This window comes from Prevotella sp. C561, assembly GCF_000224595.1.
Taxonomy (GTDB): domain Bacteria; phylum Bacteroidota; class Bacteroidia; order Bacteroidales; family Bacteroidaceae; genus Prevotella; species Prevotella jejuni.
The window spans coordinates 232586-249376 of the sequence record NZ_JH114142.1 but is presented as its reverse complement, the minus strand read 5'-3'; the positions used below and the strand labels follow the sequence as shown (position 1 = coordinate 249376).

Genomic DNA, 16791 nt, shown 5'->3' with positions numbered 1-16791 from the left:
GGTGATGTGAAGAATTATCTTTGCATCATCCCAATATCTAATTAAATGGCAAAGAAAAGATTACATCGGGCAAGTAAGGTAATGCCAATATCTGAAACAGACACTGTACTCCGTTCCAATATATTGGATGGACATACTCGTGCTTATAATATTCTGTATGAAGCACAACAGTATTGGAGTGCTATGGATACATTCCGCAGAGACCGTGAGCGCAACAAAAAGTATACATACGGCAAACAGTGGGATGACTATGTATGCGTAGATGGTGTGCGCATGAGCGAGGAAGAATATATTAAGAAACAAGGTAACGTACCTCTTAAAAACAACCTCATCAAGCGTATGGTGAATGCTGTGCTTGGCGTATATCGTAGTCAGGCAAGCGAGCCGACTTGTACAGCCAGAGACCGTGACGAACAGAAATACGGAGAAACCATGTCAACGGTCTTACAATGTAATATGCAACTAAACCGTATGACAGAGATAAATGCTCGCTGTATGGAGGAGTTTCTTATCTCAGGTTTTGTTGTGCAGCGCAAATGGTATGGCTGGCGTGAAAACAAACTCGATTGTTGGACGGACTATGTACAGCCTAACAACTTCTTTATAGATAACAACATGCGTGATTTCCGAGGTTGGGATGTTAGTTGTTTAGGTGAGATACACGATATTAGTTTTGAGCAATTGTGTGAACGCTTTGCCAAAAATTCTGCGGATGTTGCACAGTTAGGAAAGATATACGAATCTGCACGAGACAAAGGTGCGCTCGGTATGGCGTATGAAAGTTTTGGTTACCCATTGAACAGTTACTATGATTTCCTTGTACCGAACGATGCAACACGATGTAGGGTAATAGAAATATGGAGAAAGGAAAGCAAACCTCGTTATCGTTGTCACGATGTGAACAACGGTGATGTATTCAAGATTGACATTGAAGACTTCGAGGAGTTTGTAGGCAGTGTAAATCGTGAGCGTATAGAACAGGCACATCAACTTGGAATGGCTGATGAAGATGTGCCACTCATCAAATACGAATGGTTTATGGATAACTATTGGTATTATTATTTCCTCTCCCCATTTGGAGATATCCTTGATGAGGGGGAAACCCCCTACGAACATAAGAGCCATCCCTATGTCTTTAAGGCATACCCATTCATCGACGGAGAGATACACTCGTTTGTTAGTAATGTAATAGACCAGCAGCGTTATACTAACCGCCTTATCACTATGTACGACTGGATAATGCGAGCCAGCGCAAAGGGTGTACTACTATTCCCAGAAGAGTGTTTGCCTAAGGGTATGAGCATGGAGAATGTTGCAAATGAGTGGGCACGCTTCGATGGTGTCATTATGATTAAGCAACCTAAAACTGGTACGGCACTACCTCAGCAGATTGCAAACAACTGTACACAGATTGGTATTTCCGAACTCTTGAATATGCAGTTGAAGTTCTTTGAGGATATATCAGGTGTAAATGGGGCTCTACAGGGTAAGCCAGGTTATTCTGGCATGTCAGCAAGTCTGTATAACCAACAGGCACAAAACGCAACTACATCACTCCTTGATTTACTTGATACATTCTCGTCATTTATAAGAGATGGAGCAAGTAAAGACGTTAAGAATATCCAACAGTTCTACGATACTCCAAGAGTATTTAACATTGCTGGTAGAAATGCTACTATTGTAGAATACGACCCAAAGAAAATACGTGATGTTGAGTTTGACCTTTCTATTGTAGAGAGTACCGCTACACCAGCTTATCGTGCTATGTCTAATGATTTGCTTATGCAGATGTGGTCAGCAGGTGCTATTAGTGTACAGCAATTGCTTGAAAATGGTGATTTCCCATTTGCAGACCAGCTATTGCAGAGTATCAAGGCGCAACAGGAGCAGATAGAAAACGGACAAACTCCAGATGGCTTATCACCACAACTTGCAGAACAAGTACAGCAAGAAGCTAACATGGAGGCAGTACAGCAAGGACAGCAGATGTTGCAAAGGTAGTATGTCAGATAAGGAACAGGTAAATAAAATCATCAAAGAAAACGACCGACGAAACGAAGCAATCTATGCTAAGTTCAACCCTGTAACAGGTGAGGGTTCTATCGGAGAACGTACAAGAGTATGTATCTCCGATTTCGTTATGCCAGTTCAATGGCTTCCAAACACGATGATGAAGATACCTTTCGTGAAGAAACTCATTCATCATGGTTCTATTGACAAGTTCCTGACAAACGTTCTACATGTATTCCCCAACGATACGGACCGTCAAAAGGTTTCTAAGAAACTTATCCGATTACGTTATAAGCACGACTTTGCTTTTTGGGCAGCTACACTTGCATATATTAAGGCAAAAGGTGGGGGTAATGATGTGTTGTTTAAACTTAATAGAGCACAGCGGAAACTTATAGAAAAGTTTGAGAAAGACAGAATTGCCGATAAACCTATCCGTCTTATTCTCCTGAAAGCTCGTCAGTGGGGTGGTTCTACCGCAACGCAGATGTACTTCGCATGGCTACAGTTCATACATAAAGTAGGTCTGAACTCTCTTATCATTGCACATCAGGGCTCTACCTCTGATGAAATCAAGGACATGTTCGACCGCATGATAAAGGAATACCCAGTTGAACTGCTCCATAGTATGGGTGAAACATACTCAGACAATGAGGCGAAGATAGTAGGTGTCGGCAAGAGTGGTTCTATCCACCGAGTACCACAACGTAACTGCAAAATCAAGATTGGTACGGCAGAGCGTCCCGATGGTTGCCGTGGTGGTGATTACAACCTTGTGCATCTTTCTGAGGTAGGTATATGGAAATCCACAGAGGGTAAGACGCCAGAAGATATTGTGCGTTCAGCCTGTTCTGGTATCTTGTATAAACCTTATACTATGATTGTGATGGAAAGTACAGCAAATGGTACAGGAAACTTTTTCCATCGTGAATATGAAGCAGCATCAGACCCACATATCCCCTCACAATTTGATGCGCTGTTTATAGCATGGTTTGACATTGAACAGTACTCCTTATCTTTTAATTCTCACGTAGAGCTTAAAGCCTTTGCTGAAAATCTCTATCTCCATAGAGAAAACGCCAATGTGATGTCTCCTCGTGAAGAAAGTGGTAAATACTTATGGTGGTTATGGAATAAAGGTGCAACTCTTGAAGCTATACACTGGTATATAGAAGAACGCTCTGGCAAGAACGACCACGGTGTTATGGCAAGTGAGTATCCATCAGATGATATAGAGGCGTTCGTACACTCTGGTTCGATGGTTTTCGACAGGTACCAAGTGGAGGAGTTCAAGCCTGCATGTCGTCCTCCTCGTTTTATAGGCGATGTCTATGGGAAACAGTCTGAGGGTGAAGAAGCACTTACAGGACTTCGTTTCCATGAAGATGCGCAAGGCTTATTGTGGGTGTGGGCATTGCCAGAAGAAGATGAAGAGGTAGAAGTAACAGACCGTTATCTTACTGTGGTCGACGTTGGAGGTAGAACGGAAAAAGCCGACTGGTCAGATATAGTTGTTTTTGACCGTATCAATCTTATGGATGGTGGTCGCCCTGCTGTAGTGGCAGAATGGTACGGGCATTGTGATATGGATATATTAGCATGGAAGTCAGCACAGATTGCAGGTTTCTATAACAACTCCTTGTTAGTTATAGAAAGTAACACTATGGACAGTAGAGACAAAGAACGTCATGTTGAGGGTGGAGACCAATCACTGTACATTCTCAATCAGATAGGAAGTGTATATCCTAATATGTATGCACGCAGACAGAGCGAGGACGAGATACGGCAGGGACTCCCCAAGAAGTATGGCTTTAACACCAATCCTGCTACAAAGCCAATGATTATATCAACTCTTATCAAGTGTGTTCGTGAACGCTTATACACCGAGCGAGATATGCGTGCACTTGATGAATTGCTTGTGTATGAGAAGAAACAGAATGGCTCATACGGTGCTATATCTGGTAGACATGACGATAAGGTTATGACGAGAGCTATAGGTATGCATATCTGTTTTTATGAAATGGATATGCCAACGATAGTTGAGAGGAAAGAACGAGGGTTACATTATCATCGTGGTCCAATGACTGCTGCCACAATTTAGAGTTCCTCTTTATCGACTTGTGAATAATTCTTATACCTATTGAACTGCTTTTCATACCAACCATTTTTAATTCGGTAGATTAATTCTCCTACAGTACGAGGTGTCATGTAAAACTTAGGTGCAGGTTGGTTTACTACCATAATAGCGAGCGCATAGATAGACTTTTCAGGATATTGTTCACGTGCAATAAGAAAACGACGAAAAATCTCATCAAACATTTCACGTTTATTTTTTCGCATATTGGGAATTACTTTGCCAGCTAACAAAGTAGAAATCACAATAGCCGCACGTTCCTCACTCACCCAAAACCGTGAGCATGGCGAGTTTGCTACTTGCTCAAAGATTTTAGGCATAACGATGTAACCAGCTTTAGATAGTTCCTCTTGATAGACCCGCATAAGTTCTTGGGTACGTTCTTGGGTAAAGTCGAGTATGCTTCCGTAATATTTCACCAGTCTTAGTCAATTTGCTTGTAAAGATACTAAAAATATCTCACAATAGATAAAAGAGAAAGGAATAATTACCACATTATATTTGCAGGTAAATAAATCAGTAACTCTACGAGTATCAACGACATGGCTACAACTGAAAATAATGAAATCAGCAAAAGAGACCGACAACTCGGTCGATTACGTGAGAAGTACCCCGACAAGAAATTCGAGGATGACGAAGAAATATACGGTCAGATAGGTGAAGACTATGACAATTACGAAAAACAACTCGGTGGCTACAGAGAGCGTGAAAAAGCACTTTCTGACATGTTTGCTTCCGACCCTCGTAGTGCAGAGTTTCTTACCGAGATGAGCAAAGGTGGCAATCCTGTGCTTAGTCTGTTGAAGAATTTCGGTCCTGACATTAAGGAAACGCTCGATGACCCTGATAAGATGCAGGAACTTGCAGACGTATGGGCAGAGGAGCAACAGCGTATTGCAAAGAGCAAGCAGCTTGATGATGAGTATGCCGAGAACTTACCAAAATCTCTTGATGCACTCAAGCAGTTCCAAGAGGAGCGTGGTCTTACTGATGAGCAGGCAGATGAAATTATCTTCCACCTTATCAACATTGTGCGTGATGGTGTGATGGGTAAATTCTCACCAGAGATGTTTGACCTCATGACAAAAGCAATTAACCATGACGAAGATGTTGCAGATGCACAAGAAGAAGGTGAGGTTGCAGGACGCAATCAAAAGGTCACCGAAAAATTACGCAAGAATAAGAACGGTGATGGACTTGCACCTTTGAATGGTAGGAACAATCAGCAGGGAAGTGGCAAGCAAGGTATGGATATCTTCGACATCGCAAATATGGCATGATAGAACAAGTGGTAAAAATAGTCAGCAATTCCCAAATAGAACGAACTAAAGGGAGTGCAGGATACAAGACCCAAGTATATGGGGCAGCAGCGACGGTAAGCAATTTAGCCAATGCTACAGGTGGTATCAAAGCAGAAAACCTCGTCAAGCCCAGCATGTAAAAAATAGATTATTCATTTTAAATCTTTATTCAAATGGCAACAGAACAAACAGTACAACAGCATGCAGGTGGCTATCAGCAGCCTACAGCAGGTACAGCAGGAGCCCAGACACAGGTTAGTGGACAGGCTACAACTGTCAGTGCAACTGCTGGTGCTACAGGTGGCGTTGGCGCAGGTAACCTTATTACGCCTGACATTGACCAGAAGCTGTACAAGTTTAAGAGCGACGACACTCCTATGATGCAGATTATGCTGCATTCTAAGCGAGTGAATGTTAAGAGTCCAGTCGTTCGACACTACATCATCGACGAACCCAAAAGTTTCGTAACAACCAAAGATGCTGTAGCGAAGAGCACGGATAATCAGTTCATTCTTCCTCTACTCAGTCAAGACCAGAAACTGCCTCGACCTTATACCACACTCCTTGTTAAGGGTGTTGATGGTTACGATGCAACAGGTCAGAAAGCTACTCCAGGTAAAGACCTGATGATTTTCATTGTCGGCAGGGACACAACTACTGGTAACCCTGTAGCTATTGCTGTTAATGGTCCTCGTGCTGTATCAAGTGATGAGAACTGTACAACCCCAGCTATACCTGCAGGTTCTGTATGTGTGCTTATGGCTAATGCCTGCTATGAGACACAGAAGGAAGTTGACCCAGACCTCATCACGCCACAACCTATTGACTTACATCTGCAGAAGCGTATCTTGAACCGTGTTGTTTCAGATTACTTCGACGCACAGGAGAAGCAGATTCCGTTTAACCAAGCAATCATTGCAGAGGCGCAGATAACAAACTTTAAGGTTAAGGGGAATCGTACTCTATATGCAGGTCAGAAAGGTAAGATTACTGTTGATACCAAGCTGGGTCCGCAGGATGTTTACTTCACAGAGGGTGTACGCTATCAGGTGAAGAAAGAGATTAAGGACGATGGCAAATGGAATTTCAAGAAATTCATTGCTCTTGCCAAACTCATTTTTACAGGCGAAGATGTCCCTAACACTATCCTTGGTTTGTGTGGAAAGAACTTCTTAGAGAAGATTCAGACTATTGACTTCTCAGATCACCCTGAAGTGCGTTTCGAAGTGAATATGAACAATCTTGGTTGGGAGGTAACACGCATCCATACTATCTTCGGAAATTTGGAGTTCAAGCATGACCCAACACTTGACCGTCTGCGTTGGAGCAATTCATGTTTCATGATTGCCTACGACCGTTGTGTACACTATGTCTATAGTGCAGAGCATACAGACAAAGACCGTGTTGAGGGCGAAGAGGCAACACGCAATTCAACAATTGTGTGGGATGGTCTCGGTCTGAAGGGAACCTGTCATGTGTGGATAGATGGTGAAGGTGGTACAGATAACTATGGTACAGATGTGATTCACATGCACCTTTGGAATAGCGACAAAGCTCCTGCCACTCCTAAAGAGAACTGTGTATACTACCTCATGGTAGATTGTCTTGCAATTAATGCTGAAGCTGTTAGTGGTACAGTATGGCAGTACAAGAATTCTGCATGGGAACCATATACAGGCGAGATTCCATTGGGTAACTAATTCTCAAACACCAATTAGAAAACTATAGGCGGATAGGTTTATAACCGTCCGCCTATTTATTTAAGATACAAAATGAAGAAAAAAACATTATTTATGCCGTGGATGGTATGATAGAGTACCAAGCCCTTATCAAGGTAGGCAGTGCAAAGGTGAAAATTTCTTTTGCCAATGGTTATTCAAATGAGAAAGGACGAACTCCTGCAACTTTTTCAACTAAGAATCCAATTATCCAGTTGGCAATAGAGAATAGTAAGGAATTTAAGTCGGGGCATATTTATAAAATGCATGAGACAAAAACCGAAGAGGAAGTATATATTGAAAGCGAGCATGTTGCTCTACAGGAAGATGAGGATGTAGACACTTCCAGTGGAACTGGTAACAACGAAGAACTGACGGGGGAAAAGCAAGGTACAGACACCTCTGTCCAAAAAGAGCAGGAACAATCAGCAGATGAAACTCCAGTAACACAGCAAGAGGAAGAAACCGTTAATACATCAACTCGTAAAGAGTTTACATGTAATGACGACGCAAAGGACTTCCTCGAGACAGAGTTTGGGGTAAAGCGTAGTACATTGCGAACTCGTGCAGACATCACTGCTTGCGGTAAGAGCAATGGCATTGATGTAGTGTTCACTGATTAATCAGCTTTGAAATATGGTGTACGAAGTTAAGGACATCCTGCGTGATGTACGTATAGCCATAGATGAGAACAAAACCAACGAGCAACTTATAACAGATGAAGACATTGACACTTTGATGCTTGATGACATCATCTATAGTAAGGTCGTGGAGGGGGTGCGTCGGACAGTTACCAACGCACCTATCCACTTGCTTGATGGTGGCGTTCCGTTTGGCGATGCTGTTTATTGGCGCAACCAGCATTCGGGTTGGGTGATGCTTCCTGATGACTTTATGCGCCTTATGGTATTTAAGATGAGTGACTGGGAGCGTCCAGTATATGAACCTATTACCGCAGGCGACCCTCGGTATCAGTTACAGTTCTCACGATACAAAGGCTTACGAGGAAATCCACAAAAGCCAGTAGTTGCAATTGTGAGTCGTACTGAAGGACGTGTGTTGGAATTGTATTCATGCAATGACGATACTGCAACTGTAGAACAAGCTTTGTATTATCCTCTACCATCTATTGATGATAACGAGGGAATAATGATACCAGAGCGTTGCTATCAATCCGCTATCTATGAGATGGCAGCCCTTGTGCTTGCTACAATTGGGCAAAGAGAACAATCACAAGTAATGACCGATTTAAGTAAACAACTGTTAGTATGAGTTCTATTAAGACAACCGAAATAGAGGGTGATGTTAGTATTGGACGTCACGTAGGTGTAGGTGGTAATGCCCATGTGCAAGGCAACGCTGTAGTAAAGAAGAATCTAATTGTAGAGGGCTGGCTCGAGGCTAAGAATGTCAAGTCAGCCAACAAGGGTCTTTTTACCACAGTCGAAAAACTTCGTGAAGCATACCCACGTCCGCATGATGGGTGGTGGGCAATCGTAGGACGCAGTTTGCCTGCACCTATCTATGTAGCAGATGGAGGTGCATGGGTAGCAACAGGAGAGAATGGAGGAAACCCTACAGTGGATAGTGAACAATACAATGGTAACATATCTGAATTGCAGGGTGACCTTAACGCTGCGAAGACCGATGTTAAGGGCATCAAAGATGATGTAAAAGCACTCAAAACACAAGTAACAACACAAGGCGATAGTGTGAACCAAACTCGCACAGCCGTAGAAACAGCACAGCAGACTGCCGAGAACGCAAAGAAAGCAGCATCTGATGTGAATGCTGAATTAACCACTATAAAAGACTCGAAAGGCAAGGCAAATGGTATTGCACCTTTAGACGAAGAAGGCAAAGTACCATCTGCTCACTTGCCGAGTTACGTCGATGATGTTATAGAGTTTGATAGTTGTTTGGATAGCTTGACAGCACAGCAGCAAGCTACAGATAAGTCATCAAAAGATGAACATACTAAAGTTATCTACAACAGAGCTAAGAATAAGTTTGTATTGGCAGTAGCATCAGACGAAGATAGTACAACCACATATTATGCTGATTGGTCTGATGCGGACAATTACGGTACTGCTTCTAAAGATGGTCGCACCCCTGCAAGTGGTAAGGTATATATTGATTCTTCTGACAATATTACCTATAGGTGGAGCGGAACGAAATTAGCTCCTATTGGTTCAGACCTCGCTTTGGGTTATACTGCAGGGACGGCTTTTCCTGGTAATGAGGGCGCAGAACTAAAACAGAACCTTACCAATTCGCAAAGAGATATTGAAGCATTACAGAATGATGGTAAGGCAGCCGTTGCTCGTAGTGTTGTAAATGTCAACAAGCTATTAGGTATGGAGAACAGAGATATGACATTCTCTGTTGCTTTGGAAAAGATTAGCGAGTATAAGGACAAAGAAAAGATAATGATTCCTGGTATTGTCCTCACATTCAACACGCCTAATAATGGTTGGGTTTCTAAACAGTGGGTCAATACAGAGAGTTGGAACAAAGAGGGTAACTGGAAAGATTTTGGTGCAAACGGAACTAACATCGGTAATACGCTTAATGTTAACTCTCTTTGTCCTGATGTTGAATATACATTAAGTACAGCTATCAAGGCAGTCCAAGATTTGGAGCAAGCAAGCGGTTTTACCTATTTCAGAAGTGGAGCGGTACTTACTTTCAAGACAGCTGAGAAAGATAGCAACGGAGCGCACGTATGGGCAGCTTTCCAATTTACTCGTGAAGTACCAGACATTAATCCTGCAGATTTAAAACCATGGGTTGCCTTTGGAGGTGGTGGTACTGCAAAGGTTGAGTTAACAGGCACGCCAAGGAATAATGAAGAGAAAGCTTTTTCAAGTGCAGGTGCATATAAGCATATCCCAACCAATCTAAAGGTTAACACAGAAACTGAGGGCGTTGTAAAATTACAGATGACGAATGAAGCAGGAGAAAGTATAGGTGACGAACAACAGTTTGTTGTCGGTACTGGTTCATCTGTGGGTGGCACAACCATAGCTATTGCATTCAAGGAGAACCCATTGTATGGTAAAGCTGGTGGATTATTCAATGTTCATGCTTCTATCTTGAGTGTTACAAAGGCAGGAAACCAAGAAACAAGCAACAGTATTACAAACGTTCAGTTTGTAGACCGTACCACAAAGAAAGTCGTTGCTACATTCGACACAAAGAAACCATCCTCTTCAACTTTGGAAGACTATAGCTTTGTCTTTGACTTGAGTTCACTCTATGTAAATGCAGGACAAGGCAGCTTGCAGATGGTAGTTGTAGATGATAGTGGTAACACTGCAAGCAAAAATCTTTCTGTCGTAGCCGTAGATGTCACTTGCGTGAGTGTGCAGACCCTACACTACACCAAAGACACAAGTCTTGAAGTGGGAGGAAATGCCAAGAACATCTTGATGTATTCTTTCCCAAAGAATAGTAGCGATAAAGGTATCCGTACGACTATTGAATTATTCAGAGACGGTACATGGCAGCCATTAGAAACTACTGTTATTACAGATACGTATTCACATTCTGTAAGAATAGACCCAACAGGATTAGCGCATGGTGCTTATCCTATCCGCATACAAGGTCAAGATGTTGCGTCTGGTGTGAAAGGTAATATCTTGCATACTGCCGTTATGGTCATTCAGCAGGATAGTAGCCTTGATGACTATGACAAGCCTATTGTTGTAGCACGTTGGAGTGATGATAGCGAGGGAAAGAAGAAACTGTATGCTACAGTCATTTTTGATGTGGCAGTTTACCAGCGTAGCACATCACGCCCAGAAGCTGTTGTTTCACTTACCAATGAGACAACAAACAAGACTGAGACAATCACACGACAGGTGATGGCACGTGATACTACACAGGTGATAAACAGACGTCTTATCGGTTACCACGATGGAGATAACCTGCTCTTTGGCGTTAATAGCGGTGATGCCACATTAAAAGAATCGTATAAGGTTACTATTAGCGGTACGTTACTTCCTATCAGTGAAACCGAAGGTGCCGTACTTAAATTCAGTATGGCAGAGCGTAGTAATGCTGACAGTGATAAAACGATAAAGACGGTCACGTCAGATGGGCAACCTGTAAGTATTAATGTAAATGGTGCAAACTACACAACTAATGGCTTTGTAAAAGATAGCTTTGGCACAAGCGATTATGGTACAGCTGGTGACAAAGGGCGTATGGCATTACGTATTGCTGAAGATGTAACAGCAGAGTGTACTTATCAACCTTTTGCTTCGAACGCTATCGAGACGAACGGTTTGGCATTCTCATTCACCGTCATGACTAAGAATGTTGCAGACCGCAACGCACACCTTATTAAATGTATGGGTGAGAAGTTGGGCTTTGTGCTGACAGGTGAAGAGCTCATCGTTGCTACTAACGGCTCTCTTACAGATGCCGCAACGACAGCACTTGTGCCATACGTCAATGATAAGCCAACACGCTTCGACATCGTGTTTGAACCATCTACGATTGCACCATACGGAGGCATTGGTGTTATCAAGGTGTTCTTAAATGGTGATGAGGCTAGTGCTGTAGCATATAAAGCTGGTGAGTTAGCAAATCATAACTCAACTATCCATTTCGATGGACACAAGGCAGATGTGTACCTCTACGAGTTGACAGCATGGAATACTTACTACAACTATATTCAAGCATGCTATAACTATCTTGTTGGCTTGACAGATACCACAGCGATGATTGGGGAATATGAGCAAAACAACGTTATGGCAAGTATTACCGCAGAGGGAACAACTAAAGACCGTCCAACAATGCAGAAGTGTCTTGATGCAGGTCTGATGGTATGTGCTATCTGTAAGAATCCAGATGCGGAAGACATTGCAGCAAACTATCCTGACTATCTTGAAACGAAAGACGGTGACAAGAAGACGAAGCAGATAGTTGACTGGTATTGTTACTTCCCAGACCGCCCTTGGCAGAACTGCAAGATAATCGGTATCACGCAGACCAATCAAGGAACAACCTCTTCATGGCGACCAATCAAGAATAAGAAAGGTAAGATGAAGAAAGCCATTGTCACCTTATTGTATACACGTGAAGAAATTCAGACTATGTTCCCTGGCAATGCAGATGCACTTACCAAGTATGATAAGTGTGTGAAGATGGCTGCCAAGAACCGCATACAAGTTGTAGATGGTGGGAACTTCACTAACATCATCTGTATTAAGGTGGACTATTCTGATAGCTGCGGTGCACACAATGGTGCTATGATGGAGCTGATGAATGAGACCCAAATAGCACTGGGTGAAAAGTATATGACACCAGCACAGGTGTACAATGAGGGTGAGTACGAGATACACACCAGTATTGATAGCGTCCCATGCGCTTTGTTCCGCACCGATAGCCGAATGAACCACAGCGATGCCGAGAACCCTACCAAGGCATATTTCCATGCTAAGGCAAACTTCAATGCAGATAAAGGTGATGCCGATTTCTTTGGTTTCAAGGGGGTTAACGGATATAGTAAGAAGTGCCTCAATTATGGTGACTTTACAGAACTTGTAGCAGCACAGAACCAAACACTAACAGCTTTCAAGTCGCAAGTATTAGCAGACACCACCCAATTAATTGCAGGAAACATCTATGTTCTTAGTGAGTATTGTGGCAATGAGCATATTGTGATTGAGAATGATGGTAAGGGTGCTATGCGAGAGGTACAGGCTGTAGAAAAGCCTGTTGCAGTCGACAAAACGCTTGCAGAAGTTCTTGCAGACGATGTTAAGAACTATACTTGGCTGAATGTCTACAAGACCAGTGATGACCACTATGTACAGTATCAAGGTGGCAACTGGATAGACACTACTGGCAGTATGACTTTTAACAAGGCTACTAAGAAGTGGAGTGTTACAGGACGAGTTGTAAATCCAACAGAGTGCTACGAATACTTAAAGTATGATAGTCTATGTTGGGGGCAGGGCGTGAACAGTCTTGATGACATGATGCGTATTGACCCTGCAACAGGAGCACCAATCTGGATGAGTTATTATGAAACTCGATATCCTGATGATGACAATCTTGAAGAGCTTTACAAAACAGGAAAGAAAGTCCCTTATAACCTTTATAAGTGGCTTGTGTTCTCACAGCAATGTAACCAACATCAGACAGAAGCGAATGGAAACATTACACTTGGTGGTGTATCAGTACCAGGAACAAAGGAAAATCGTCTAAAGAAATGGCAGCAAGAAGTACATAAGTACGCTAATCCATATTCTTTGTGTTGCTATACAATTGCGTCCGATTACAAGGCGGCAGTAGACCAGCGTAGTAAGAATATGATGATTGCCTTCTATTTGGAGCCAGATGGAACTATACGAGCCTACTTTAACCATTGGTACGATGGTGACTGTGTTGACCGTAGTGATAATGATTGTGGTCTTACAATTCCTTGGGATATGGATGCCGTTACTTCACATCTATACCAAGGTTGGGATAGTGTAACATTCGTTCAGACGTATGCAGCACCAAACTTATGGGTAGACGATAGTGGCACAACGACTATCACACTACATGAAGTGGCGGCTGCTATGCGTAAGACAGAACGCAATAGTAGAAAAGTATTCAGTGCTGATGGCTGCTATTACTATTGGATTACAAAGCGTTTGTCACGTTGGGCAAAGGTTATCAGTTCTTTCGATGGCGAACGTAAATATATTCAGAACTCTACAGCAGCAGCCAACTATTTCTACGCACTTCACGGCTTGCGTTTGGAAGACTTACCAGACTACCAGCGTAAACGCTTTAAGCTGCGTGACGGCTATTATCAAGTAGGCGACCTATATACGGCACCATTCAAAGCACGTATGATGGGAGAAATCTCCATTAAGATAACAGCAGCGCAAGATGGTTTCTTTGGTTTAGGAGAAGACCGTGCAGACACTGTTACCGATAGCTGTTACCTTAGAGCAGGTGAGAGTTACACATTAAGAGCCAATGCAGCGCAGGAGAGTGGCAAGATGGTGTATGTGTTTGGTGCTGACAAATTAGCAGTGCTTGATATATCAGCGTGTACTCCAAAGCAAGAGGGATTCGACATCAGCACTTGCACACTATTGGAAGAGTTGATTGTCGGTGGAGAAAGTTATACACCTGCCTACACAACAGGTGTTCTTACCTCTCTTAATCTTCCTGCAATGCCTTTCTTAAAGAAGATTGATATACAACACACCAAGGTGCTTAGCGTGCGAGCAGAAAACAGTCCACGTTTAAAGACATTCCTTGCTAAGGGTAGTACATTAAGAGCATTCACTCCTGCAGAGGCTTGTCCATTGGAAGTAGCACAGTTCCCTGCAAGCATGACAGACATTGTGTTTGTAGGTTTGACAAAAGTAACTTATCCTAATGGAGGTTTGACATACGAGGGTTTGGGTAATGTTAGCAGCGTACGCATACGTAGATGTCCGAATATAGACCCAGTAAGAATATTGGAAGATACAGTTGCCGCTGGTGCTACTATTAGTACCATTTCTATAAAGGATGTTGAGTGCTCAAAGAAAGATACCGTACTATCTGCAATGAAAGAAATGGGCACACGTGGTATTAACTCGGAACACACGAATATCTGCGATGGTTTAAGTGGTACATGGGTACTCACGAAGTATATTGAAGATAGTAAGCTTGCAGCTTTGAAAGAGTATTACCCGAACTTGATAATACATCAGTCGCAATACTCACTGATAGTCTTTGATGATACTATTGATGACCCTGGTAATATTAGCAACCTTGACAATGAGACAGGTCAGATGTTCTCTAATGACTTTGTACCAAGTGCGCACGTAGCTAAGATTAGACAGCAGCTTATACCAGTTAAGGGAAAACTCAACACAGAAAGAAATGTGTGGGAGGGCGTTAAGGTATCAGAAACGAATTATCACAACCTTGCCAATGGGGTTGAATTTGACTATACCGATAAGGCTGCCGACGGCTTTGACGTGATGATGCGTTGTCCTGCTATGTGGTATAAAGGTATCAATGACTTCAAGAACCAGAAGAAATATATCGCATGGAGTAGCCTGGCTACTGAGCCATTATCTACTGCTAAGCGTGTCACACGAAAGAAGCTGAAAGATATAATACTAAAGGCTAATACAGGTGTGATGTCTGAAAAAATCAGATTAAACGAAAGTACGTTGGATAGTGCTGGTGTTCTTGCAGAGGTATCAAATGTAGACGTTTACAAAATTGATGTTGCAGGAATGAAGCAAGTTAGATGGCCAGGTATGAATAATGCCACAGTAGGAGCATGTTTCCTAAATGCAACAGGCACTATCATATCGAAATTCAATCTTGCAATAGGCAATACTGCCTTTGACTTCATTGATGGAGACTATGTCTTTATAGATGTGCCACAAGGTGCTAATGAGTTTGTATTCTCGTCAAGCAATGTAAACTCTGAATTGGAGGCTATTGCAGTAGACAGTACAGAGATAGAAGCCATTGAGCCTGATTGGGTACGCAACGAACCATGGCTATTGGGTGTTTATCAAGCATCAGTAGATAGTCTACTTAGACTACGTTCTGTATCTGGAGCAACAGTGCAGAGAGGAAGTAATAACAATCGTACATCTTCTGAATGGCTATACGACGAGGAGGGTTATGCAACCAACACACCTGTACGCAAAATGGAGTTCACATATAAGGATTTCCAAAATCTTGCACACCGCAGAGGTAATGGATTTCAGATGGTAGACTATGATATGTCTAAACTGATGGCTGTTCTCTGGTTCTCATTGTCAGGTACACGTGACTCACAGTTGGTTTGTGGTTACGGCAATGGCAGTAGTGATGTTACAGGCTATCGTGATGATATTGGCAACTCTGACAGTAGACGTGAAGATAGCAGAGGAACAAAGTGCTTAGGTTTTGAGAGTTTCTTTGGTGTCTATTATGAGTGGGAAGATAATGTTGCCGTGAACATACCGTCTTATCGTCAGTATATGAAAGACAAGACAGTAGAGGTTAACACTTATCCGACAGACGCTATATGGCATATCTACGACCCTATCAGCAAGACAGAACGCCTTGTGCAAGGAACTAAAGATAATGGTTACTGTATAGCACGTGTAAGACATGGACGCTATTGTGACATCATTGCTTCAAGAGTAAGCTCTGATAATAGTAGATGGGCATCTAACTACGCAGATGGGCAATGGTATAATCATGCAAAGAGCCGTGTTGTCGGGCGTTCGAATTACGGTGCGTATGCGAATGGCGGTCTCGTCTTTGCGTATGCGAATTTCGCATCATCGCAGTCGTACTCGAACGTCGGTTCTCGGCTTGCCTTCCGTGGAAAAGTTGAGATAAACGAATAAAGCGTAAAAGCGCAAAGCGTCGGTGGGCGAAAATCCGCCACGCTTTGCTCTTCAATAAATCAAGGTAGAGGATTCCGAAAGCCGTGTTGTCGGGCGTTCGGATAACAGTGCGAATGCGAATGGCGGTCTCGTCTTTGCGAATGCGAATAACGCATCATCGCAGTCGAACTCGAACGTCGGTTCTCGGCTTGCAAACAGAAAGATATATTATATCGCTCCAACAGCATATTGTCACGTGATGACAAATAGTCGTAAGCGAAGAATCCGAG

9 protein-coding genes are annotated in these 16791 nt (G+C 42.7%); 8 read left to right on the top strand and 1 reads right to left on the bottom strand.

What is annotated here, in order from left to right:
• Positions 1-45: 45 nt before the first annotated feature.
• Entirely contained in the window at positions 46-2001 is a 1956-nt protein-coding gene (locus tag HMPREF0666_RS05390) for a hypothetical protein (RefSeq protein ID WP_042856021.1), read from the top strand.
• 1 nt (position 2002) lies between these two features.
• Positions 2003-4111, top strand: coding sequence for a hypothetical protein (locus HMPREF0666_RS05385; protein ID WP_009011333.1), 2109 nt, complete (start codon positions 2003-2005; stop codon positions 4109-4111).
• Here the strand turns inward: HMPREF0666_RS05385 and HMPREF0666_RS05380 are convergent.
• On the bottom strand, positions 4108-4563 hold the full coding sequence (locus HMPREF0666_RS05380; protein ID WP_009011332.1) for a hypothetical protein: 456 nt from the start codon (positions 4561-4563) through the stop codon (positions 4108-4110). The genes HMPREF0666_RS05385 and HMPREF0666_RS05380 overlap by 4 nt on opposite strands.
• 123 nt (positions 4564-4686) lie before the next feature.
• Here HMPREF0666_RS05380 and HMPREF0666_RS05375 point away from each other — a divergent pair, with 123 nt between their 5' ends.
• From HMPREF0666_RS05375 to HMPREF0666_RS05355, 6 genes are all read left to right on the top strand, one after another.
• Positions 4687-5424, top strand: coding sequence for a hypothetical protein (locus HMPREF0666_RS05375; RefSeq protein WP_009011331.1), 738 nt, complete (start codon positions 4687-4689; stop codon positions 5422-5424).
• Complete coding sequence (locus tag HMPREF0666_RS17255) at positions 5421-5585, top strand: hypothetical protein (RefSeq protein ID WP_009011330.1); 165 nt, start codon at positions 5421-5423, stop codon at positions 5583-5585. The genes HMPREF0666_RS05375 and HMPREF0666_RS17255 overlap by 4 nt, the downstream gene beginning before the upstream one ends.
• Positions 5586-5618: 33 nt before the next feature.
• Entirely contained in the window at positions 5619-7145 is a 1527-nt protein-coding gene (locus HMPREF0666_RS05370; RefSeq protein ID WP_009011329.1) for a hypothetical protein, read from the top strand.
• A 107-nt stretch (positions 7146-7252) separates the two neighbouring features.
• Positions 7253-7786, top strand: coding sequence for a hypothetical protein (locus HMPREF0666_RS05365; RefSeq protein WP_009011328.1), 534 nt, complete (start codon positions 7253-7255; stop codon positions 7784-7786).
• A gap of 13 nt (positions 7787-7799) precedes the next feature.
• A complete protein-coding gene (locus HMPREF0666_RS05360; protein ID WP_009011327.1) occupies positions 7800-8435 on the top strand; it encodes a hypothetical protein in 636 nt (211 codons plus the stop codon).
• Positions 8432-16522 (top strand): hypothetical protein, encoded by an 8091-nt coding sequence (locus HMPREF0666_RS05355; RefSeq protein WP_009011326.1) that lies wholly within the window; start codon positions 8432-8434, stop codon positions 16520-16522. Before HMPREF0666_RS05360 ends, HMPREF0666_RS05355 begins: the two co-directional genes overlap by 4 nt.
• Positions 16523-16791 lie beyond the last annotated feature (269 nt).